This is a genomic window from Chitinophaga caseinilytica (genome assembly GCF_038396765.1).
GTDB classification, from domain to species: Bacteria; Bacteroidota; Bacteroidia; order Chitinophagales; family Chitinophagaceae; genus Chitinophaga; species Chitinophaga caseinilytica.
Genome location: NZ_CP150096.1, coordinates 4,491,233 through 4,511,470 on the forward strand (window position 1 = coordinate 4,491,233; position 20,238 = coordinate 4,511,470).

The 20,238-nt window shown below is 54.8% G+C and carries 18 protein-coding genes, 1 pseudogene and 1 riboswitch; of the genes and pseudogenes, 13 read left to right on the forward strand and 6 right to left on the reverse strand.

Annotated features, from left to right (window positions below; all coding sequences use genetic code 11):
* Positions 1-38: 38 nt before the first annotated feature.
* Positions 39-1,325, forward strand: a complete 1,287-nt coding sequence (locus WJU22_RS18360) for an acetyl-CoA hydrolase/transferase family protein (RefSeq protein ID WP_341839624.1) — start codon at positions 39-41, stop codon at positions 1,323-1,325.
* An 89-nt stretch (positions 1,326-1,414) separates the two neighbouring features.
* Here WJU22_RS18360 and WJU22_RS18365 read toward each other — a convergent pair whose 3' ends face one another.
* Positions 1,415-2,251: a lysophospholipase gene (locus WJU22_RS18365; RefSeq protein WP_341839625.1), complete on the reverse strand. Its 837-nt coding sequence runs from the start codon at positions 2,249-2,251 to the stop codon at positions 1,415-1,417.
* Positions 2,252-2,331: 80 nt separating this feature from the next.
* Positions 2,332-2,533, forward strand: a riboswitch (cobalamin riboswitch).
* A 173-nt stretch (positions 2,534-2,706) separates the two neighbouring features.
* Between WJU22_RS18365 and WJU22_RS18370 the strand changes: the two genes are divergently transcribed.
* The 8 genes and pseudogenes from WJU22_RS18370 (at position 2,707) to WJU22_RS18405 (ending at position 10,681) form a co-directional block, all read left to right on the forward strand.
* Positions 2,707-4,023: a DUF5074 domain-containing protein gene (locus tag WJU22_RS18370; protein ID WP_341839626.1), complete on the forward strand. Its 1,317-nt coding sequence runs from the start codon at positions 2,707-2,709 to the stop codon at positions 4,021-4,023.
* A gap of 77 nt (positions 4,024-4,100) precedes the next feature.
* Positions 4,101-4,385, forward strand: a pseudogene (locus WJU22_RS18375) (TonB-dependent receptor); the annotation flags it as partial.
* Between the two features lie 962 nt (positions 4,386-5,347).
* Complete coding sequence (locus tag WJU22_RS18380; protein WP_341839627.1) at positions 5,348-6,019, forward strand: TonB-dependent receptor; 672 nt, start codon at positions 5,348-5,350, stop codon at positions 6,017-6,019.
* A 15-nt stretch (positions 6,020-6,034) separates the two neighbouring features.
* Positions 6,035-7,171: a YncE family protein gene (locus tag WJU22_RS18385; protein WP_341839628.1), complete on the forward strand. Its 1,137-nt coding sequence runs from the start codon at positions 6,035-6,037 to the stop codon at positions 7,169-7,171.
* Positions 7,172-7,200: 29 nt separating this feature from the next.
* Positions 7,201-8,376: a PKD-like domain-containing protein gene (locus WJU22_RS18390; RefSeq protein ID WP_341839629.1), complete on the forward strand. Its 1,176-nt coding sequence runs from the start codon at positions 7,201-7,203 to the stop codon at positions 8,374-8,376.
* 48 nt (positions 8,377-8,424) lie between these two features.
* Entirely contained in the window at positions 8,425-9,351 is a 927-nt protein-coding gene (locus WJU22_RS18395; protein WP_341839630.1) for a mechanosensitive ion channel family protein, read from the forward strand.
* A 59-nt stretch (positions 9,352-9,410) separates the two neighbouring features.
* Positions 9,411-10,055: an SMI1/KNR4 family protein gene (locus WJU22_RS18400; protein WP_341839631.1), complete on the forward strand. Its 645-nt coding sequence runs from the start codon at positions 9,411-9,413 to the stop codon at positions 10,053-10,055.
* A gap of 77 nt (positions 10,056-10,132) precedes the next feature.
* A complete protein-coding gene (locus WJU22_RS18405; RefSeq protein ID WP_341839632.1) occupies positions 10,133-10,681 on the forward strand; it encodes a hypothetical protein in 549 nt (182 codons plus the stop codon).
* A gap of 360 nt (positions 10,682-11,041) precedes the next feature.
* Here WJU22_RS18405 and WJU22_RS18410 read toward each other — a convergent pair whose 3' ends face one another.
* Together WJU22_RS18410 and WJU22_RS18415 are read right to left on the reverse strand one after the other, a co-directional pair.
* On the reverse strand, positions 11,042-11,980 hold the full coding sequence (locus WJU22_RS18410) for a DUF481 domain-containing protein (protein WP_341839633.1): 939 nt from the start codon (positions 11,978-11,980) through the stop codon (positions 11,042-11,044).
* A gap of 218 nt (positions 11,981-12,198) precedes the next feature.
* Positions 12,199-12,456: a hypothetical protein gene (locus WJU22_RS18415; protein ID WP_341839634.1), complete on the reverse strand. Its 258-nt coding sequence runs from the start codon at positions 12,454-12,456 to the stop codon at positions 12,199-12,201.
* A 244-nt stretch (positions 12,457-12,700) separates the two neighbouring features.
* Here WJU22_RS18415 and WJU22_RS18420 point away from each other — a divergent pair, with 244 nt between their 5' ends.
* Both WJU22_RS18420 and WJU22_RS18425 read left to right on the forward strand, forming a co-directional pair.
* Positions 12,701-14,875, forward strand: coding sequence for a S9 family peptidase (locus WJU22_RS18420; RefSeq protein WP_341839635.1), 2,175 nt, complete (start codon positions 12,701-12,703; stop codon positions 14,873-14,875).
* Between the two features lie 96 nt (positions 14,876-14,971).
* Complete coding sequence (locus tag WJU22_RS18425; protein ID WP_341839636.1) at positions 14,972-15,364, forward strand: hypothetical protein; 393 nt, start codon at positions 14,972-14,974, stop codon at positions 15,362-15,364.
* Between the two features lie 70 nt (positions 15,365-15,434).
* On the opposite strand, the gene WJU22_RS18430 is transcribed toward WJU22_RS18425, so the two are convergent.
* The 3 genes from WJU22_RS18430 to WJU22_RS18440 are packed head-to-tail and all read right to left on the reverse strand — an operon-like array spanning position 15,435 to position 17,571.
* Positions 15,435-16,070 carry a VIT1/CCC1 transporter family protein gene (locus tag WJU22_RS18430; protein WP_341839637.1) on the reverse strand — a complete coding sequence of 212 codons (636 nt, stop codon included), beginning with the start codon at positions 16,068-16,070 and terminating at the stop codon, positions 15,435-15,437.
* Complete coding sequence (gene rocD / locus WJU22_RS18435; protein ID WP_341839638.1) at positions 16,067-17,302, reverse strand: ornithine--oxo-acid transaminase; 1,236 nt, start codon at positions 17,300-17,302, stop codon at positions 16,067-16,069. The genes WJU22_RS18430 and rocD overlap by 4 nt, the downstream gene beginning before the upstream one ends.
* 8 nt (positions 17,303-17,310) lie before the next feature.
* On the reverse strand, positions 17,311-17,571 hold the full coding sequence (locus tag WJU22_RS18440) for an acyl-CoA-binding protein (RefSeq protein WP_341839639.1): 261 nt from the start codon (positions 17,569-17,571) through the stop codon (positions 17,311-17,313).
* A 175-nt stretch (positions 17,572-17,746) separates the two neighbouring features.
* Here WJU22_RS18440 and lepA point away from each other — a divergent pair, with 175 nt between their 5' ends.
* Both lepA and WJU22_RS18450 read left to right on the forward strand, forming a co-directional pair.
* On the forward strand, positions 17,747-19,540 hold the full coding sequence (gene lepA / locus WJU22_RS18445) for a translation elongation factor 4 (protein WP_341839640.1): 1,794 nt from the start codon (positions 17,747-17,749) through the stop codon (positions 19,538-19,540).
* Positions 19,533-20,192: a diphthine--ammonia ligase gene (locus WJU22_RS18450; RefSeq protein ID WP_341839641.1), complete on the forward strand. Its 660-nt coding sequence runs from the start codon at positions 19,533-19,535 to the stop codon at positions 20,190-20,192. Before lepA ends, WJU22_RS18450 begins: the two co-directional genes overlap by 8 nt.
* Positions 20,193-20,238 lie beyond the last annotated feature (46 nt).

Below are 20,238 nucleotides of genomic sequence, written 5' to 3' on the forward strand. Positions count from 1 at the left end.
CTTCCTCCGGTAATTTTGTTCAAAACCGCAACCCATTCATGGAATTACGATACATAGACGCCGCCACCGCCGTGGCCAATATTCAATCCGGACAACGCGTATTCGTGCATGGCAGCGCCGCCACGCCGGAGCTGCTCGTACAGGCGCTGCAAAACCGCGCAGAAGCACTGAAAGATGTGGAACTGGTGAGCATCACCACGCTCGGCAACGTCAATTTCGACCAGCCGGCATGCAGAAAGGCTTTCTTCTTCAATTCCCTTTTCGTTTCGGCGGCAACGCGCGCCGTGTCTAACAGCGAGTCGGGCGATTACGTGCCGATCTTCCTCAGCGAAATCCCCCAACTTTTCTACCGCAACATTCTCCCGCTGGATGCGGCCTTCATACAGGTTTCTCCGCCGGATGCGCACGGGTACGTGAGCCTCGGCACTTCGGTAGACATCGCCCGCGCGGCGGTGGATACGGCGAAATACGTAGTGGCACAGGTAAACCCGAATATGCCGCGCACGCATGGCGACGGGTTCATCCATATCAGCCGGATCCACGCGCTGGTGTGGCACGAAGCCCCGCTGCCGGTGGTCGACTATTCTTCCGGGGCAACGCCCGCCGTGGAAGCGATCGGAAAACATGTGGCGGCGCTCATAGAAGACGGCGCCACCCTGCAACTGGGCATTGGCACCATTCCAGATATGGTGCTGCGCAACCTGGTGGGCCACAAAGACCTCGGCCTGCACACGGAAATGATGTCTGACGGCGTGATCCCGCTGATCGAAAGCGGTGTCATCAATAACGCGCGGAAAAAGATCAATACCGGGAAAACCGTGACGGCTTTCATGACGGGTACGGAAAGGCTGTACAAATTCGTGCACGACAATCCCTCCATCCGCGTCATGGACATCAGTTATGTGAACGATACCTCCATCATCCGCCGGAACCCCAAGGTGGCGGCGGTGAACAGCGCCATCGAAATCGATATTACGGGGCAGGTGTGCGCGGATTCCATCGGCACTTACCAGTATTCCGGGATTGGCGGGCAGATGGATTTCATCCGCGGCGCATCGCTGTCGGAAGGCGGCAAGCCCATCATCGCGCTGCCGTCTGTCACCAATAAGGGGATTTCCCGCATTACGCCGTTCCTCAAGGAAGGAGCGGGCGTGGTTACGACCCGCGGGCACATCCATTGGGTGGTGACGGAATACGGATCGGTGGACCTTTTCGGGAAGAACCTGAAACAACGCGCCAGGGCGCTCATCGGCCTCGCACACCCGGATCACCGGGAGGCGCTGGACCGTGCGTATTTCGACCGGTTCCTGAAGGGGAAGGGTTGATTATTTGAATTTTCCGATACAAATGATAAAAGGTGAAAACGGGCCACTATATCCGGTTTCACCTTTTTTTATTTACGAGGAATGGAATATTAATCCAGCGGATGTAATTGCACGGCGCTGAGCCAGCCTGCCATGAACTGGAAGATTTCCGGGCGCTGGGGCTCGTTGTGCATTTCGTGGTAGAGGCCGTCCCATTCTTTGTAGGTGATGAGTTTTTTCGGGGCCATTTCCGCGAACCGACGCGAGCCGTCTACGCTCGTGAAGCTATCGGCATTGCCGTGCATGAGCAGTGAAGGAATTTGAAGGCGATCGGCGTGACGGAGGCACCATAATCCATTGCTCACCAATATATGCATGAGGCGCAAACTGGCGAACGGGTGGCGCAGCGGATCGGATTCGAACTTCGCCACTTCGTTCGCATCGTGCGAAATCTTTTGGATATCGAGCGGGGTTTTGACGCGTAAATGGGGCAGGAGGGATGCGCCTGTTTTCAAAATACCCCGCAGGAATGCGTTGGGCTTTTGCGGGAGGAGGAGCGCGGGAGCGGAGATGACGGCGGCTTGCACGTCGGGTTGGCGGTGGAGAAGCAGGCCCGTCAGCAGCCCGCCGCCCATGGAATGCCCGTAAAGCACCATGGGCGCGGGGTGCGCGTCCCACGTAAATTGCAGGAACGCTTCGAGGTAATCGAAAATTTCCTCCAGCTTCAGCGTATCGCCGCGCTTGCCGTCGCTTTTGCCGTGGCCGTAATGATCGATCCCCGTTACCAGGTACCCTTCCTTATTGAAAAATTCCGCCAGCGGCGCGTAGCGCTCCACGTGCTCGCCGATGCCGTGGATCACGACCATCACGCGGTCGTAATGTTCCGGCTGCCACGTAATGCCGTGGAACCGCCGGCCGTTGAATTCCCAGTTGAAATCATGTTGCATACACTCTATTAACGGGCAACAGTCAAATTTGTTGGACGCCCCGATGATACGAATCATTTGTTTTATTCCCACCAACACCGTAGGTTTGCATCGCATTTGGTTGCAGACCCCTCACCAGGGGCGCGCATTAAAAGGGAATCCGGTGCAAAACCGGAGCTATCCCCGTAGCTGTAATCCTGCATTCGTATTTACCGGCATCACTGCATGCCACTTTCCAAAAGAAGGGAAGGCAAGCCGGTAAAGCAGGAGAGCCAGAAGACCTGCCTCATGTATTTACCATTCAACGCTTTCGGGTGAAAAGCCAGGGATGTAAAGCCTTTTACCAGGTATTTATATTCTCATTCGTATAACCCTCCATGCGCGTTGGGATCGTCCCGCGTCATGCACTTGCAAATATGTTTGCGGGTATGATGCGTGCTTCCCGGATGGTTGTTTCAAAACAAATAAACCAACATATGAAACAACATGTACGCATTCTGCTCGGCCTCGCCTTCATGGCTACCGTAGCTGCCTGTAACAAATCGGACGATGTAAGGCCCTCCGGCCCCAAAGTCCACATCGCCAAACCGGAACAAACCATCGCCGTTGGCCAGGAGCTCGAGCTTAAGCCCGAGTTCACGCAGGACGCGGGGATTTCCTTCCGCTGGACACTCAACGGCGAGCCCGTAGGCGATAAGGCCACCTACACCTTCAAACCCCGCGCGCATGGCGACTATAAAATCACCTTCGCCGCTTCCACGCCCAACGGTAAAGACTCCGCGGTCTACAACATCACCGTGCTCGGGCAATACGCCAACGGCGTGCTCGTCCTCAACGAAGGCTGGTTCGGCACCCAATCCGGCAGCGTATGGTTCTACAAATACGGCGCGGATACGCTCGTGCCCTGGGTTTATCATGCCGTGAACCCCGGCAAAAACCTCGGTGGCGTAATGAACACCCTGCAATACGGCGCCATCCATAACGGCAAATTGTACATGGTCGTGAAAGCCGGCGGCCCGCTGGTGGTGACAGACGCTTCCACGCTCGTGGAAACCGGCCGCGTGGAAAACGCCGTTTCCGGCAAAGCGATGTCTTTCGTTGGGCTCGACGCTACGCGTGGCCTCATCGGGGCAGACGACGGTATTTATCCCATCAACCTCACGTCCCTCGCCATCGGCAGCAAAATTGCCGGTGTATCGGGCGCCATCGGCAACATGGTGAAATCCGGGAACTACGTGTTCGCACATAGCAATAACGACGGCATGATCGTGCTCAACGCCACCACGTATGCCGTGGCCGGCAAGCCTTTCAAGGCTACGGTCGGTTTTGTGACGGGCAAGAACGGGCGGATTTACGGCGCGAAGGATTCGCTCCTCATGTCCGTTCACCCCACCACCTTCGTGAAAGATTCCGTGAAAATGCCGTTCGCTTCGGTGAACCCCTTCGGCGCGTGGAGAAGCGTTCAGATGGCGTCTTCCACCGTCAACGACCACATTTTCATCATCCAGCCCGCCGCCAACTGGCAATACGGCACCAAATTATACCGGTATGTGGTGGGCAACGCCGCATCGCTGGCCGCGCCTTTCATCACCCTGCCCGCCGGTCAATACTTTTACGGCTCCGGCGTGAATTACGACCATCATACCGATGAGCTCGTGATCACGACGATCAATGGCCCGTATACCGGAAGCGAGAACCGCGTGCTGTTCTACAACGCACAAACCGGCGCTTTGAAGAAAACGATCCGATACGACGGATGGTACTTCCCTGCCATGACCGTTATTCAACCATAGCCATGAAATCCTACTGGAAAATCCGCTGTTCCGGAGCCTGCCTGCTGCTTGCAGGCAGTGCTTCCGCGCAGCAGGCCATGGATTCCGCGAAGGTCCGTGAGTTAAAGGAAGTCCACATCACCGCACCGCGGCCCGTCCGCGAGATTTCACCGGGGCAGACGCTGCAGGGCGCGGCTTTGCAAAAACTCGGCGCGCAATCGGTCGCCGATGCCATCCGGTTTTTCTCGGGTTTGCAGATCAAAGATTACGGAGGTGTGGGCGGCTTGAAAACGGTGGACGTCCGCGGGATGGGCACCAACCACACCGCAGTGTTTTACGACGGCATCCAGCTGGGGAATGCGCAGAACGGCCAGATCGACCTGGGCAAATTCTCCATGGAGAACATGCAGGCCGTATCGCTCTATAACGGACAAAAAAGCAATACGTTCCAACCCGCGAAAGACTACAGCGCCTCCGCCGCCATATATCTCACCCCGCTCCGTCCGGAATTCAAGCCGGGTGAGCGTTTCCACCTGAAAGGAACGGTGAAGGGGGGATCGTTCAGTCTGTTTAATCCATCCTTGCTGTATCATCGGAAACTGTCGGGCCGCGTAACGCTTTCGCTGAGCTCGGAATGGGTGCATGCCGGCGGTCAATACAAGTTCCGTTACCGGAAAGAGAACGGTTACGATACCACGGCCATGCGCAGGAACGGCGAAGTAGACGCCCTTCGCCTGGAAGCCTCGCTGCACGGCCGGATCCCTTCCGGCGAATGGCACTCGCGGCTCTATTATTACGGCTCCGAACGCGGATTGCCGGGGTTCGTGGTGAACGGGGTGTTCGGGCATATCGACCGGCAGTGGGACCGCAACTTTTTCTGGCAGGGACAATTGCGCAAAGACCTTTCCCGGAAATACAGCCTGCTGCTCAATGCCAAATACGCAAAGGATTTCACGCGGTACCTGGCGCCGGATACGCAACTGTTGCGCATCGACAACCGATACCGCCAACAGGAAGCCTACATTTCCCTCGCGCAACAGTTTACCATCAAAAACTGGTGGACGGCCGGCCTGTCGACCGACTACCAGTTCAATCTCCTGAACGCATCGCTGAAAAACTTCTCCTATCCGCGGCGGCATACGGTGCTGGGGGCGCTCAGCACGTCCGTCACCTTACCGCGGTTCAGCGCGCAGGCGGCGATGCTGGCAACGATCATGAACGAAAGCGTGAAGAAGAATGCCGCATCCGGGCCGAAAAGGGAATTCACGCCCTCGGTCGTGATGGCGTGGCAGCCGTTCGGGAAGGAGGATTTCAGGGTGAGGGGTTCTACAAGCATATTTTCCGCATGCCGACGTTCAATGATCTCTACTATACCGACATCGGCAATTCGCGCCTCGATCCGGAGTACACGCATCAGTACGACGCGGGCTTTACCTGGAACAAGGCGCGCCCCGGTAAAATACTGGAAGCGGTTTTCCTCGAAGCCGATGCCTATTATACCGAAGTAACGGGCAAGATCGTGGCGGTGCCCACGGTGAGCCAGTTCCGCTGGACGATGATGAACCTCGGCTTCGTGAAGATCCATGGCCTCGACCTTCGCGCCGGCGCCACGCTGCTGGCCTGGGAGCGACTCCGGATGGGGGCGCGGGCGACGTACACCTTCCAGCAGGCGCGGGATTTCACCGATCTGGCAGACAGCTTCTACGGCCACCAGATCGTGTACATCCCCCGGCACGCAGGCTCGCTCATCGCCAGCGCGGATTATGGGGATTGGGGCCTCAACTACAGCCTCCTGTATACCGGCGAACGCTATAACGGCAAAGCCAATATCCCCCGCAATTACATGCAGCCCTGGTACACCAGCGATCTTTCGCTGCGCAGGGCATTGCGGATAGAAAAAATGGAAATGGCCCTCACCGCACAGGTCAACAATCTTTTCAACCAGTTCTACGACGTAGTGCTCAATTACCCGATGCCCGGCAGGAATTACAAAGTAACCCTGTCTGTGCAACTGTAATCAAACGATACGACCATGCAAAGCATACAACTCAGCATCCTGGCGGCTTTCGTGCTACTGACCGCCGCCTGCCGGAAGGGCGACCAGATCGTGCCACCGGTAGTGACGCCGGTAGATACGGTGGCGATAAACGGCTACCTCGGTTTCTACCTGCTCAACGAAGGCAACATGGGCAGCAACAAATCGACGCTCGATTATTATGACTACACCACCGGGAAATACAACGAAAACATCTACGCCACCGTAAATCCGAATGTGGTGAAGGAATTGGGGGACGTGGGGAACGATATCCGCATCTACGGCGGAAAACTCTACGCCGTCATCAATGTTTCCAACAAGGTGGAAGTGATGGACGCCCTCACCAGCAAGCGCATCGGCCAGATCAACATTCCCAACTGCAGGTATCTCGCCTTCGCCAACGGAAAAGCTTACGTGAGCTCGTATGCCGGGCCGGTGGAAATAGACCCCAACGCGCCGATCGGTTTCGTGGCGGAAGTTGACACCACCACGCTGCAAATCACCCGGAAAGTGATCGTGGGCTATCAGCCGGAAGAAATGGCCGTTGCGGGAAACAAACTCTACGTCGCCAACAGCGGCGGATACCGCGTTCCGGACTACGACCGCACCGTTTCGGTGATCGACCTGTCCACCTTCAAAGAAATTAAAAAGATAGACGTGGCCATCAACCTGCACCATGTAAAACCCGACCGCCATGGCGACCTCTACGTAACCTCGCGCGGGGATTACTACAGCGTGCAACCTTCGCTGCACATCATCGACACAAAAACCGACCTGGTGAAAAAAAGCTTCCACCTCGCCTCCAGCAACCTCTGGGTCCACAACGACACCGCTTTCATCTACGGCACCGCATTCAGTTACGATACGCACACCTGGAAGATCAGCTACAATATGCTCGATGTGAAAACGGAAACCCTGCTGCCCGGGAGCTTCATTAACGACGGAACGGACAAAAACATCAAAATGCCCTACGGCGTGGCCGTCCACCCCGTTACCGGCGACATCTTCGTGACCGACGCGCGCGATTATGTGTCGCCCGGAACGCTGTATTGCTTCGATAAAAAAGGGAAGAAAAAATGGTCGGTAACCACGGGCGATATTCCCGCCCATTTCGCGTTCCTGCCCGTTCCCTGATCCATCCACTACAAAAACGACCAGTTAATATGAAAAGAAATCTACAATGGCCGGTGATGACGCTCCTGTTGGGAGCCGCCGCCTGTTCCGGGAACAACGACAATGCAGACACCCGGCCGCTGCCCCTCATCGACATGAAAGCCCCGGCCGGCGGCTATTCCGTGCATACCGCGCAATGGGTCCGCATTTCCCCGGAAGTGAAAAACGCCGAAGGCGCATCTTACGTCTGGACGCTCGATAAAGACACCGTTTCCCGCGAGCGCGACCTCGTTCACGTATTCGCCGCGGCGGGCGAAAGCACTTTCAAGCTGAACGTCAAAACCGCAGCGGGAGAAGCCAATCAGCACGTGACCGTGACCGTTAACGCCCAGGTATACACGAATGGCGTGTCCAAAGTTTTCGACTTCCAGCCGGCGCCGGCCCAGTTCACCAACAAACTGCCCCTTTGGGAAGCCGGCGATTCCGAAGCCAGCATGATCGCCAAAGCGGAAACCGCCATCAAAAGCAATGGCCTCGTTTGCCTCGGCGGGTTTGGCGGGTTCATCGTCATGGGCTTCGACCACACCATCGTGAACGTGCCCGGAGAATATAACTTCCAGGTGCTGGGCAATGCCTTCAACAACTGGGCGGAACCCGGCATCATCCAGGTGGCGGCCGACGCGAACGGGAACGGTCTGCCCGACGATACCTGGTACGAAATCGCCGGTTCGGAATATAACTCCCCGAAAACCGTGCATAAATATGAGATCACGTACCATCGTCCGGCGGCAGACCATGTAGCCACGCCGAACCCTCAGTATTCATACATTACGGATATGAATTATATCAAATGGACGGACAACAAAGGCGGTTCCGGTTACATGGAGAAAAATTCCTTCCATTCGCAAAACTATTATCCCAACTGGAAAGGCGACAAGATCACGTTCAGCGGCACCATGCTCGATCCCGACCGGATCAAAGACCAATCGGGCGCCGGTTCCTTCTTCGTTTGCCCGGCGTATGAGTTCGGGTATGCAGACAATTGGGCCAATATGGATGCCAGATCGGGCATCAAGCTCGACTGGGCGGTGGATGCGGACGGCAAGCCCGTGAAGCTGAAAGGCATCGATTTCATACGGGTGCACACGGGTATGCGGGCGCAGGGCGGCTGGCTTGGGGAAGTGTCTACCGAGGTGAGCGGTGTGAAGGATTTAAATCTGAAGTAATATTTAACAAATTGTCCCGGCGCTTCATGCCGGGACAATCCTCCGATTTTGCGTATTTTTGTAGCCATCATGGTAATCGATCAGGCTACATATAACCAGAAGAAGATCCGCCGGCAGGTACTCATTTTTATCGCCAAACTGCTGGTATACGCCGCGGTAGTATGGTTTAACCTCACGCAGCGCGACCTTTTCAAAAAATACGAGGTGATCGGCAGCATTTCGAATGCTATTTCGTTGTTCCTCGGTGCGAACCTGCTTATTTCCATCGGCTGGCTGGTGATGATCAGCTGGTATATCCGGAAAAACCACCTCAAGCGGCTCACGCGCGACAATTTCGTGCTGGGCATCAACCGTATCAGTTCCGTCCTCAATACCATCATGGCGCTCGTGTCCGTGATGCTCCTTTTCGGCGTGAACCCCTTAGACATGTTCGTGAGCGTGAGCATCGCTGCGGCGGCGTTCGCGCTGCTGTCGAAAGATTATGTGACCAACATGATCAACGGCCTCATCATCATGTTTTCCGACCAGCTGTCTTTGGGCGACCAGATCAGGGTAGGAGAGTTTAAGGGGAAGGTGCTCGACATTACGCTGATCAATGTGGTGTTGCAGAACGACGACGACGATCTGGTGCTCATCCCCAATTCCGTGATATTTTCCACGATGGTGCTCAACCAGAGCAAGCAGAACATCAAGAAACTGACCATCGAATTCGAGCTGGACATTAAATATCAATCGTCGCCCGACGAGCTGGAACAAACGCTGAAAGGCGTGCTGCGCCCGTTTGCCAGCAATATTACCGAGAACAGTTTTTCCTTGAAGATCCTCGAGATCAAAAAAGACCTCGTGCATTACAAGGTGCAGTTCCTCATTCCGCGGCCGGATAAGGAAACGGAACGCAGGATGCGGCGGTTGCTCATCAATACCATCCTTTCTTTTTCGGGAAGGGAGGTGAATACGGTGGAGAATGATGCGTGATATCGATAATGGACAGGCTAGAGGATAACCTGGAAATAATTATTAATTATCCCTGTAAAATGGACAAATTAATTCAAAAATTGATTGCCGCTGAAGATAGCGCGGTTCCAACAGAACCGTTCCAATTTAAGTTTGTCAATTTTGCATTGGATGATAAGAATGTAGATGCTTACAAGGAATTTCTGACGAGATTGGGAAACGGCGGTTTTTATTTTAACCGGTCATTGCAGTTGTATGGATTCTCGGGGCAGGAAGCCTTTAAAAATGCGAATGAAATAAATATTCAAATTCAAACGCATTTTGGCAAATTGGCGGAAAAACTGTTTGCGTTCGGTCAGGATATTTTTGGATATCAATTTGCATTTATTGAAGGTAGCAGCGACATAGTTTATTTCAATTCAGAAACAGGTGAAAAAGAAATAATGGCGAATAGTTTCAGCGAATGGTTACAGGTTTTGGAAGATAAATTGGACTATTATACAGGCGAACCATTCATGATTGACTGGATAAAGGAAAAGGGAAAGTTGGATATAGATGCCCGATTAATTCCAATAAAACCATTTGTAATCGGCGGTGATTATGAAGTTGATAATTTACACGTCCTTCATTTCCCCAAATACCTGGAGTATTATGCCGATATGGCTCGTCAAATATCGGTTTTGCCAGATGGAGCAGCTGTCAGGCTGACGATCAGGAATATTTAAGGGTAACAAAAGAGTTAATCCGTAAACACCGGGATTTCAAACCTTTCCTTATCTTGGGCCATTAAAATTCGAACTACATGATGGAAGAACTGACCGCAGGCATCGGCTCCCGTGTACAGCATGCCCGATTCGGCCCCGGTGTGATCATCGGCGTGAAATATGCCCAGTACGTGGTAACATTTATCAATGAAGGCGTGGTGGAAGTAGACAAAACGGACCCCAAGTTCGAAGTGCTCTATTCCGAAAACCGTTCCGCCGAGATAGAGACCGCATCCGAACTGGAAACCTCCCTGCTCAAAATCCTCCGCCTCTGGAACGGTTTCAGCGAAGTAGTGCCCCTCGGCGACCGCTGGACCGGCGGCACGATGACCCTCACGCCCAAAGACACGAACCAGAAAGGGAAAGACGTGCCCATCGAGGTGTTCTTCCACAAGATCGTCATGGTCCGCGACCGGCTCCGCGTGCTGGAACAGCAGATCAACGCACACAAACTTCTTAGTGACGAAGACAAGGTCAACCTCCAGCAATACATCACCCGCATTTACGGGTCGCTGACGACTTTCAACGTGCTTTTCCGGGATAAGGAACATTGGTTCACCGGGGAGAAAGGAGGGAAGGAAGACTAATCGCCACTTTCCAGATAATGAAAAGCCTGCTGTCGGGAAGACTGCAGGCTTTTTTTATATAATGTTTTCAAGGGTCAGGGCCGGCTTCTAATAACAATACCGGCAGCATGGAATGCGTTTTCCAACTACCTGGTCGTATTGCAGGGCCGATACCCGCCATCAAAGCCCGCCTTTCCTATACCGGATGGTTTCCAGCCCCAAAAACCTATTTGTGTATATTCTACTGGAAAGCACAACGAATTTCACCGCTCCGGAAATCAATCCTTTACGCATGCAATCTAACGGTAAAGGATATACTCCATCCAAACAATTGCGTAAATTATACGAAAATATAAATTCACCCACGAAGGGCGAAAAACGTCAGAAAGTATACCCGATCCCGAACACCATACTCACATCGGAAGTACCGTTGGCGGCCACAGACGGTCGGCTGTCGTAGGAATTGAACACGGTAAAATTGATGTTGAAATCGGAGATGATCTCCCAGGCCAGGCGGGTTTCTCCTTCCAGCCGCGTGCGGCCATGCTGGTTGATGCCGAAAAAGAGCGATTGGGTCGTGGAAAGACTGACGTAAGACGGGTTTGTATACCGGAACGCATTGATAGACATGGAAACGGGGATTTCCTTCAGGTTGTAGCTTCGCCGGCCATCGATATACCGTTCCTGGTTGAAGACGATCCCCGTCACCACGCGCGCATGGACCCAGGGGCTGACGAGCAGTTTCGCGCCCATACCCACACTTTGGGAGAACCGGCGGATGAGGCCCAGTTGCAGGTTACGTTCATATGCGATGGAGACGGCCGGGAAAAAGAACGGCGTGAGGTCGTACAGTACCTGGACATTCACGTCTTCCCGCTCCCGGCTCACCGAATCTCCCCGGTTGAAACTGGTGATATTGGACAGGCTGGGCCTGATCTCATAGCGCCTTTGCGACAGCCGCAGCGCCGCATCGGTGTTGAGGCGGCCCGTCCCGGAGTTTTTGGTGAAAGAATACCCCGCCGAAAAACTGCCCTGCACCTGCCGGAAAATGCCGCTGCGGAAGTAATTGAGGGTGTATACATCGATAAGCCGGATATCGCGCCCCATCATCTGGATATGGCCGCTGGTATCGGAGGGGAGCACTTTGCCGAAGTACATGTCGCCGCCGAGGGTTTCCATTTTGAAATCGCGGACCTTGGCGGAAAGGGTTTTCACATTATGCCGCCGGATGTTCAGTACGGCCGACCCGTTTGCCTTAAACTGGACGATCCCCACCGAAATGCTCCGCAGTTCCCCGATAATGCGGGTACCATTGACCATCCAGAGCGTATCGATCCTTTGGGAAAAAGCCGGGAGATGCAGCAGCAGGAGAAGGGTGATAACGATATGTTTGAGGGTATGGATGCGGAACGGTTTTCCATATTACAAGCCGGACATGGAAAATGTTCAGGCACAGGGAGTTGGGGGAAAAGAAAAGCCCCGGCAGCGCCGGGGCCATATTTCAGCAGGTAATTTCTTCGTATTCAGTTATCGGAATTTCAGTAATAGGCGGGCTCTTCACCCCGCAATGTGCATTCGATCTGGTGTTTTACAGGTGCGCTAAAACCTTCCAGTTCAATGTTAGGCCGCTCGTCCAGGCAAATCCGGATTTTCCCGTTTTCATTCACCATCACTTCGTGGATAGGCTCCAGCAAAGCGAAAAGCATACGGCGCCCGCTTTCAGCGATTTGGTCCATGATGGAATCCTCCAGGTTGACGAACTCACGGTTCTTGTAAGAATAAGATACTGTAACCATTTTCTAAGTTTTTCAATAGGATCACTAATGACCCTAAAAATACGACAAATAATAAATTGTCAAAATTTATTATGAATAATTTCTATAAAAGTCAACCGCGTACAAGGCACTTAACTTTCCGGTAACCTTCATAACTGATCACAAAGCAAGCGCCATGCCGGAATTGCCGTTTAACATAAATGCCCGTGGGAGTTCTCCCGGGAACCCTTATTTTTATGCATTATCATTTACCTCAAACCTGCATATGCATCCCATTCGTTACTTTTTATTGATTTTCGCCCTGGCCGTTTCCCTTGGCTCCATGGCGCAGGAAGTTAAATGGAACAAGGCCGGCAACGCCTTCTTCCTGGAAAACGACGGCAATATCGTTTCCATCGAGCTGCCCGGCCGCCAATCCACCACGCTCGTTCCGGCATCTGCCCTTACGCCCGCCGGCGCATCCGCCCCCCTCAGCGTGAAAAGCTTCCGGTTTTCGGACGATGAAAAACAACTCCTGATCTACACCAACGCCAAACGCGTCTGGCGCTACGATACCCGCGGCGACTACTGGCACCTGGACGTGGCCACCCGCAAACTCCGCCAGCTCGGCAAAGGCCTCCCGGCATCGTCCCTCATGTTCGCCAAGTTCTCGCCCGACGGCAAGCGCGTGGCCTACGTGAGCCGGCATAACCTCTACACCGAAGACCTCACCACCGGCAAGATCGACCAGCTCACCAAAGATGGCGACCGCCGCCTCATCAACGGCACCTTCGACTGGGTGTACGAAGAAGAATTCGGTTGCCGCGACGGCTTCCGCTGGGGGCCGGACAGTAAAAGCATCGCTTACTGGCAGATAGACGCCCGCCAGATCCGCGATTTCCTCATGATCAACAACACCGACTCCATTTATTCTTTCACCATCCCTGTAGAATATCCCAAGGTAGGAGAGAGCCCCTCGCCCTGTAAAGTAGGCGTGGTAAGCCTGTCCACCAAAAAGACGGTCTGGATGAATGTTCCCGGCGATCCCCGCCAGCATTACATTCCGCGGATGGAATGGGTACCCGGCAAACAGCAGCTCATCATCCAGCAGCTGAACCGCAAACAGAACCAGTCTAAAGTCATGCTCCTGCAACCCGCCACCGGCGCCGCTTCCACCATTCTCACCGAAACGGACGACGCCTGGATCGATGTTAAATCGTATTGGGACGACGGCAATATCATGGGATGGGACTGGCTGGAACAGAACAAGGCCTTCGTTTGGGTAAGCGAAAAAGACGGATGGCGCCACCTGTACAGGGTTTCGGCAGACGGCTCGAAAGAAACCCTCATCACGCAAGGGAATTACGATGTGATCAACATCTCCCGGATCGATGAAACCAACGGCAAAGTGTACTTCCTCGCTTCCCCCGAAAACGCGACACAGCAATACCTCTATTCCGCCCCCCTCGCCGGCGGAACACCCACGCGCATAACGCCCGCCGGCCAGCCGGGAACGCACGATTACAACATCGCGCCGGCCGGTCAGTTCGCCCTGCACAGCTACAACAGCCACCTGTTGACGCCCGACCAGGAAATCGTTTCCCTGCCCGACCATAAAAGCCTCAATGGCAAAGACTTTACCGCCCGCGCCAAAACCGCCGCCTCCACCGGGAGCCCGCTCCGCTTCTTCCAGGTGACCACAGCCGATGGCGTTACGATGGACGGCTGGATGAGCCTGCCCGCGAAGTTCGACTCCACCAAAAAATATCCCGTGGTATTCTATGTTTACGGCGAGCCCGCGTCCTGCACCGTGAAAGACAGCTACGGCAACGGCCAGAACCCCGTTTACGACGGCAGCATGCCCGACGACGGGTACATCTACATTTCGCTGGACAACCGCGGCACGCCCGCACCCAAAGGCCGCACCTGGCGCAAGAGCATTTACCGCAAAGTGGGCATCCTCAACGCCCGCGACCAGGCCATGGCCGCCACCGAAATCCTGAAATGGCCGTATGTAGACAAAGACCGCATCGCAGTCTGGGGCTGGAGCGGCGGCGGCTCTATGACGCTGAACCTCCTCTGCCAGTATCCCGAAATTTACAAAACCGGGATCGCCGTGGCAGCGGTGGCCAACCAGCTGACCTACGACAATATCTACCAGGAACGCTACATGGGCCTGCCGCAGGAAGACCGCGCGGCCTTCATCGCCGGTTCTCCCATCACCTACGTGAAAAACCTCCGCGGCAAACTGCTGTACATCCACGGAACGGGAGACGACAACGTGCATTACCAGAACGCCGAAATGCTCATCAACGAGCTCATCAAATACAAGAAAACCTTCCGCCTCATGAGCTATCCCAACCGCTCGCACGGCATTTATGAAGGGGAAGGAACGTCTGAGCACCTTTCCGCTACGTATACCGAATTTTTGCGGGAGAATTGTCCTCCGGGGGCACGCTAACCGCATGCTGACGAAAATCACCTTCCGCCAAACGGGAGGTGATTTTTCTTTTTCGGAGATATCCGCTTACTTTGCGGGCTAATTACAAACCGGAACATGAAAAGAAACGCCATCATAGGACTTATTGCTGTCATCGTCGTGATCGTCTGCGCATTTTTACCCTGGATCACCGTACAGGCCGATGAAGGCCTGCGCACTTACACCGGGCTGAGCAGTGAAGGCTCCAGCTTTGGGGAACCGGGCAAACTGAGCATCTTCGTGGCGGTGCTGACGGGCGTGTTCTTCCTCATCCCGAAAGACTGGGCGGCGCGGGCGAACCTTTTCCCCAGCGCGTTCCTCGCGGCGTGGGCATTCCGTAACATGCTGCTGTATTCCCGCTGCGAAATGGGCATCTGCCCCGATCAGCGGTATGGATTGTGGCTGTCGCTGCTGGCAGCGCTGACCAGTTTTGTGTGCGTGCTGATGCACCGCAAGAAATTCGTGCAATAACCGAAAGGCATAACAATACAACAGCCGGCGCGGGATCCCTGCGCCGGCTGTTGCTTTTATAACCGTTTGATTAAATGACGGAACTGATGATGTAGGATGTCAGCACCACAACGCCTCCTGTTAACAGGTACCGGATCGTGAGCGCGAACAGCTTCTGACCCGTGATGCGGGATTTCGTCCAGCCGAAAACCAGCAAACCTATCATACTGAATATCAGGCTTGTACGCCCTGCTACCGAAAAATCTTCCTGCATCAGGAACGGCACGAATGCCACGAAGCCGCCCAGGAGGAAAAACGCTCCGGTCAGCAGCGTGCTGCGAACGGCATGTGCCAGCCCGAACTCGCGCAGCGGAACTTGCTCCGTCTGGAGCGTGGCTTCCCATTGCGCCTGGTCTTTTTCCATTTCCCCCGCGATTTGTGCGATGGTAGGCTGGGAGATGTCCAGGTTGCGGAGCTTGCTTTCTTCCTCCGGCGTCATCACGCCTTCCTCCGCTTCTCCGCGATTGGCGCGGAACACCGCGATCATCATGAGCAGGGTGGCTACGCCGAGGATGATGAGATGCAGGGTATAGAACGCCTGCACCGTGAGGTTCTTGGCATATAGCACCTGCGTGGTGAAAAGTAACAGCAGCACGCCGTCGGGGAACCCGATCATGAGATCGGTCCGCCAGCCGGAACTGCGTATGGCTTTTTGCGGTTTCGTCATGCGAGCGTTTCGAGGCTTTTCGAAATAATGCCGACGCATTCGTTGATTTGATCGGCGTTGATGGTAAGCGGCGGCGCGAAACGGATTTTGTCGCCGTGCGTAGGCTTGGCGAGCAACCCGTTTTCCTTGAGCGCGAGGCAAAGGTCCCAAGCCGCGTCGGGGTTTTGGTGCGCGATTTCAATGGCGTTCAGCAAACCTTTCCCCCGGATCACCCGGATAAAAGGAGAGTGGAGGCTGGCGAGGCCCTGGCGGAGCATTTCGCCCATCTGCGCGGCGTTATCGGCCATCCGCTCGTTGCGAAGCACTTCCAGCGCGGCGATGGCCACTTTACAGGCCAGCGGGTTGCCGCCGTAGGTGGAGCCGTGCTCGCCGGGTTTGATGGTAAGCATAATGGCATCGTCTGCCAGCACGGCCGAAACGGGCAACATCCCTCCGGAAAGGGCTTTACCTAGGATCAGCACATCGGGGCGGACGTTCTCATGGTCGCACGCGAGCATTTTGCCCGTACGCGCCAGCCCGGTCTGGATTTCATCGGCCAGGAACAGGACGTTGGCGTCTGTGCAATATTGACGGACGGAAGACAAATATCCATCATCCGGCACTTTCACGCCGGCTTCACCCTGGATCGGCTCTACGAGGAAGCCGGCCACGTTCGGGTCTTGCAGGGCGCGGGCCAGTGCGGGAAGATCGTTGAACGGGATCACTTCGTAGCCAGGCATATACGGGCCGAAGTCGCGCCGGGCAACGGGGTCCGTGCTGAAGGAAACGACGTTCAGGGTGCGGCCGTGGAAGTTTTCGGAGCAGACGATGATCTTCGCCTTGTTTTCCGGGATCCCTTTCACCACATACCCCCAGCGGCGGCAGAGCTTCAGGGCGGTTTCCACGGCTTCCACGCCGGTGTTGACGGGCAGCACGCGGTCGTACCCGAAATACCGGGTCACATAACTGGCATATTCGCCCAAAAGGTCGGAATAGAAAGCGCGGGAAGTGAGCGTCAGCCGGGAAGCCTGTTCCACGAGGGCGGCCACGATTGTTGGATGGCAATGGCCCTGGTTGACGGCGGAGTACCCGGATAAAAAATCGTAATATCTTTTCCCGTCCACATCCCAGACATGCACGCCTTCACCGCGGGTGAGGACCACCGGGAGCGGGTGGTAGTTATGCGCGCCGTACCGGTCTTCGAGGTCCAGGAAATGCTGTGTCTTCTCACTGATCGTATAATTGGGTACCATACTCAAAATTACTTATTCTTCAGCTGATTCACCAGATCAATATAATCCTGCATGGCGATGTCTTTCGATTTGCCTTTCAGGCTGTTCCACGCGTCATATTTGGCTTTTCCCACGAAGTCGAACATATTGGCGGGGGGCTCCACGTTGATATCGCCCTCGGTGGCCTGCTTGTACAGCGAATACAGCTGCAGCAGCACGTCGTTATCGGGCTTGGCATCGAGCGTTTTACTGGCCGCCACGGCGGCTTCGAAAGATTGTTGCAGTGACATGATGAATATTTTAGCTTTAAAAGTAAAGAAATACGGGCAAAAGGCGGTTTGCCCCTTTAAAGAAGATTAAAATTTAATACCTTTGCGCAAATAATTAATTACGGATTGTCGACCGCGGGAAACGAGTAAGTTACGCGAAGCGTGCGGTAGGATGGTTCGTAATTTTGTCTTTTATATGAAGAATATCCGGAATTTCTGCATTATCGCACACATCGACCATGGCAAGAGTACCCTGGCCGACCGTTTACTGGAATTTACAAAGACCATTTCCGACCGGGACATGCAAGCCCAGGTGTTGGACGATATGGACCTGGAGCGGGAGAAAGGCATCACCATCAAGAGCCACGCCATCCAGATGACCTATAACGCCAAAAACGGCGAAAAATACGTTTTCAACCTGATCGATACGCCCGGCCACGTGGACTTTTCCTACGAAGTGTCCCGCGCGCTGGCCGCCTGCGAAGGCGCCCTGCTGCTCGTAGACGCCGCCCAGGGCATCCAGGCGCAAACGATCTCCAACCTGTACCTGGCGATGGAAAACGATCTCGAGATCATTCCCGTCATCAATAAAATCGACATGGCAGGCGCCATGATCGAAGAAGTGAAAGACCAGATCATCGACCTGATCGGTGTGAAAGATGAAGACATCCTGCTGGCTTCCGGTAAATCGGGCATCGGTATCGAGGAAATCCTCGAAGCCATCGTCACCCGCATCCCGGCGCCGAGCGGCAATATCGAAGAACCGCTCCAGGCGCTCATCTTCGACTCCGTATTCAACTCCTTCCGCGGTATCATCGCTTACTTCCGTATCTACAACGGCTCCCTCAAGAAAGGCGATATCATCCGTTTCGTGAACACCGGGGAAGAATACGAAGCCGCCGAAGTGGGCATCCTCAAACTGGGCCTCGAACCGAAGAACGAGGTGTTTGCCGGGGACGTGGGATATATCATCACCGGTATCAAAAACGCGAAAGAAGTGAAGGTGGGAGACACCATCACCCTCGCCAACCGCCCCTGTTCCGAAGCCATCAAAGGTTTCGAAGAGGTGAAACCCATGGTATTCGCGGGTATTTTCCCCGTGGTAACCGAGGATTTCGAAGAGCTGCGCGATTGTATGGACAAGCTCCAGCTCAACGACGCATCGCTCACCTATGAGCTGGAAACCTCCCAGGCACTGGGCTTCGGCTTCCGTTGCGGCTTCCTCGGGATGCTGCACATGGAAATCATCCAGGAAAGGCTGGAACGCGAGTTCAACCAGACCGTGATCACCACCGTTCCCAACGTAGGCTTCATCGCTTACGACAATAAAGGCGTGAAAGTGATCGTGAACAACCCCTCCGAAATGCTGGAGCCCACGAAAATGGACCGCATCGAAGAGCCCTGGATCCGCGCACAGATCATCACCAAACCCGATTACATCGGCAATATCATGACGCTTTGCCTCGGCAAACGCGGCATCCTGCTCAACCAGAGCTATCTCACCACCACCCGCGTGGAACTCATGTTCGAACTGCCGCTCACCGAGATCGTGTTCGATTTCTACGATAAACTGAAATCCCAGACCCGCGGTTACGCATCGTTCGACTATACCCCGATCGGCTTCCGCGAAAGCGATATCGTGAAGATGGACATCCTGCTCAACGCCGAGAAAGTGGACGCCCTCAGCGCCCTGATCCACCGCAGCCGCGCGCAGGACTTCGGCCGCAAACTCTGCGAAAAACTGAAAGAGCTCCTCCCGCGCCAGCAATTCCTCATCGCCATCCAGGCTGCCATCGGCGCCAAGATCGTAGCGAGGGAGAATATCAGCGCCATGCGGAAAGACGTGACCGCCAAGTGTTATGGCGGCGACATCTCCCGTAAACGTAAACTGCTGGAAAAACAGAAAGAGGGTAAGAAACGGATGCGCCAGATCGGTAACGTGGAAGTACCGCAGGAAGCGTTCCTGGCCGTGCTCAAACTGGATGACTAATCCCCCTGAAAATATCATTTGTTCATGGAGTGGCGGGAAAGACAGCTGTTTTGCGCTGATGACCGCCGTGAAATCGGGCCATAAACCCGTAGCACTCCTGAACGTACTGAACGAGAACGGGCAGATTTCCCGCTCCCACGGCCTGCCGCCGCAGATTTTGCAACAGCAGGCCGCGGCGCTGGGGCTGCCCGTTTTGCTGCAACCTAGCACCTGGCAAGCCTACGAATCGCATTTCGTGGCATCGCTACGCCAGCTCAAATCCGCCCACAACGCCACCGCCGCTGTTTTCGGCGATATCGATCTACAGCCGCACCGCGATTGGGAAGAGAAAGTCTGCGCCGCCGCGGGCCTCAAAACCCTGCTGCCGCTCTGGCAACAGGAACGCAAAATGCTCGTGTACCGGATGCTGGAACAGGGGCTCAAATGCCGGATCGTGTCGTGCAACGATACACTGGGCCCGGATTTCCTGGGCCGCGAAATGGACGATGTCCTCATCGCCGACCTGGAAGCGGCCGGGGTAGACGTTTGCGGCGAGAACGGCGAGTTTCATACACTGGTGACGGATTGCCCGCTGTTTTCGGTGCCCGTGCAACTGCCGCCGTCCGGGAAAGTGCAGCATGAAAACTATCACTTCCTGCAATGGAAACTGTAGCAGGCATCAAGGCATAAAAAAAGCGGTCCCGGTAAAACCAGGACCG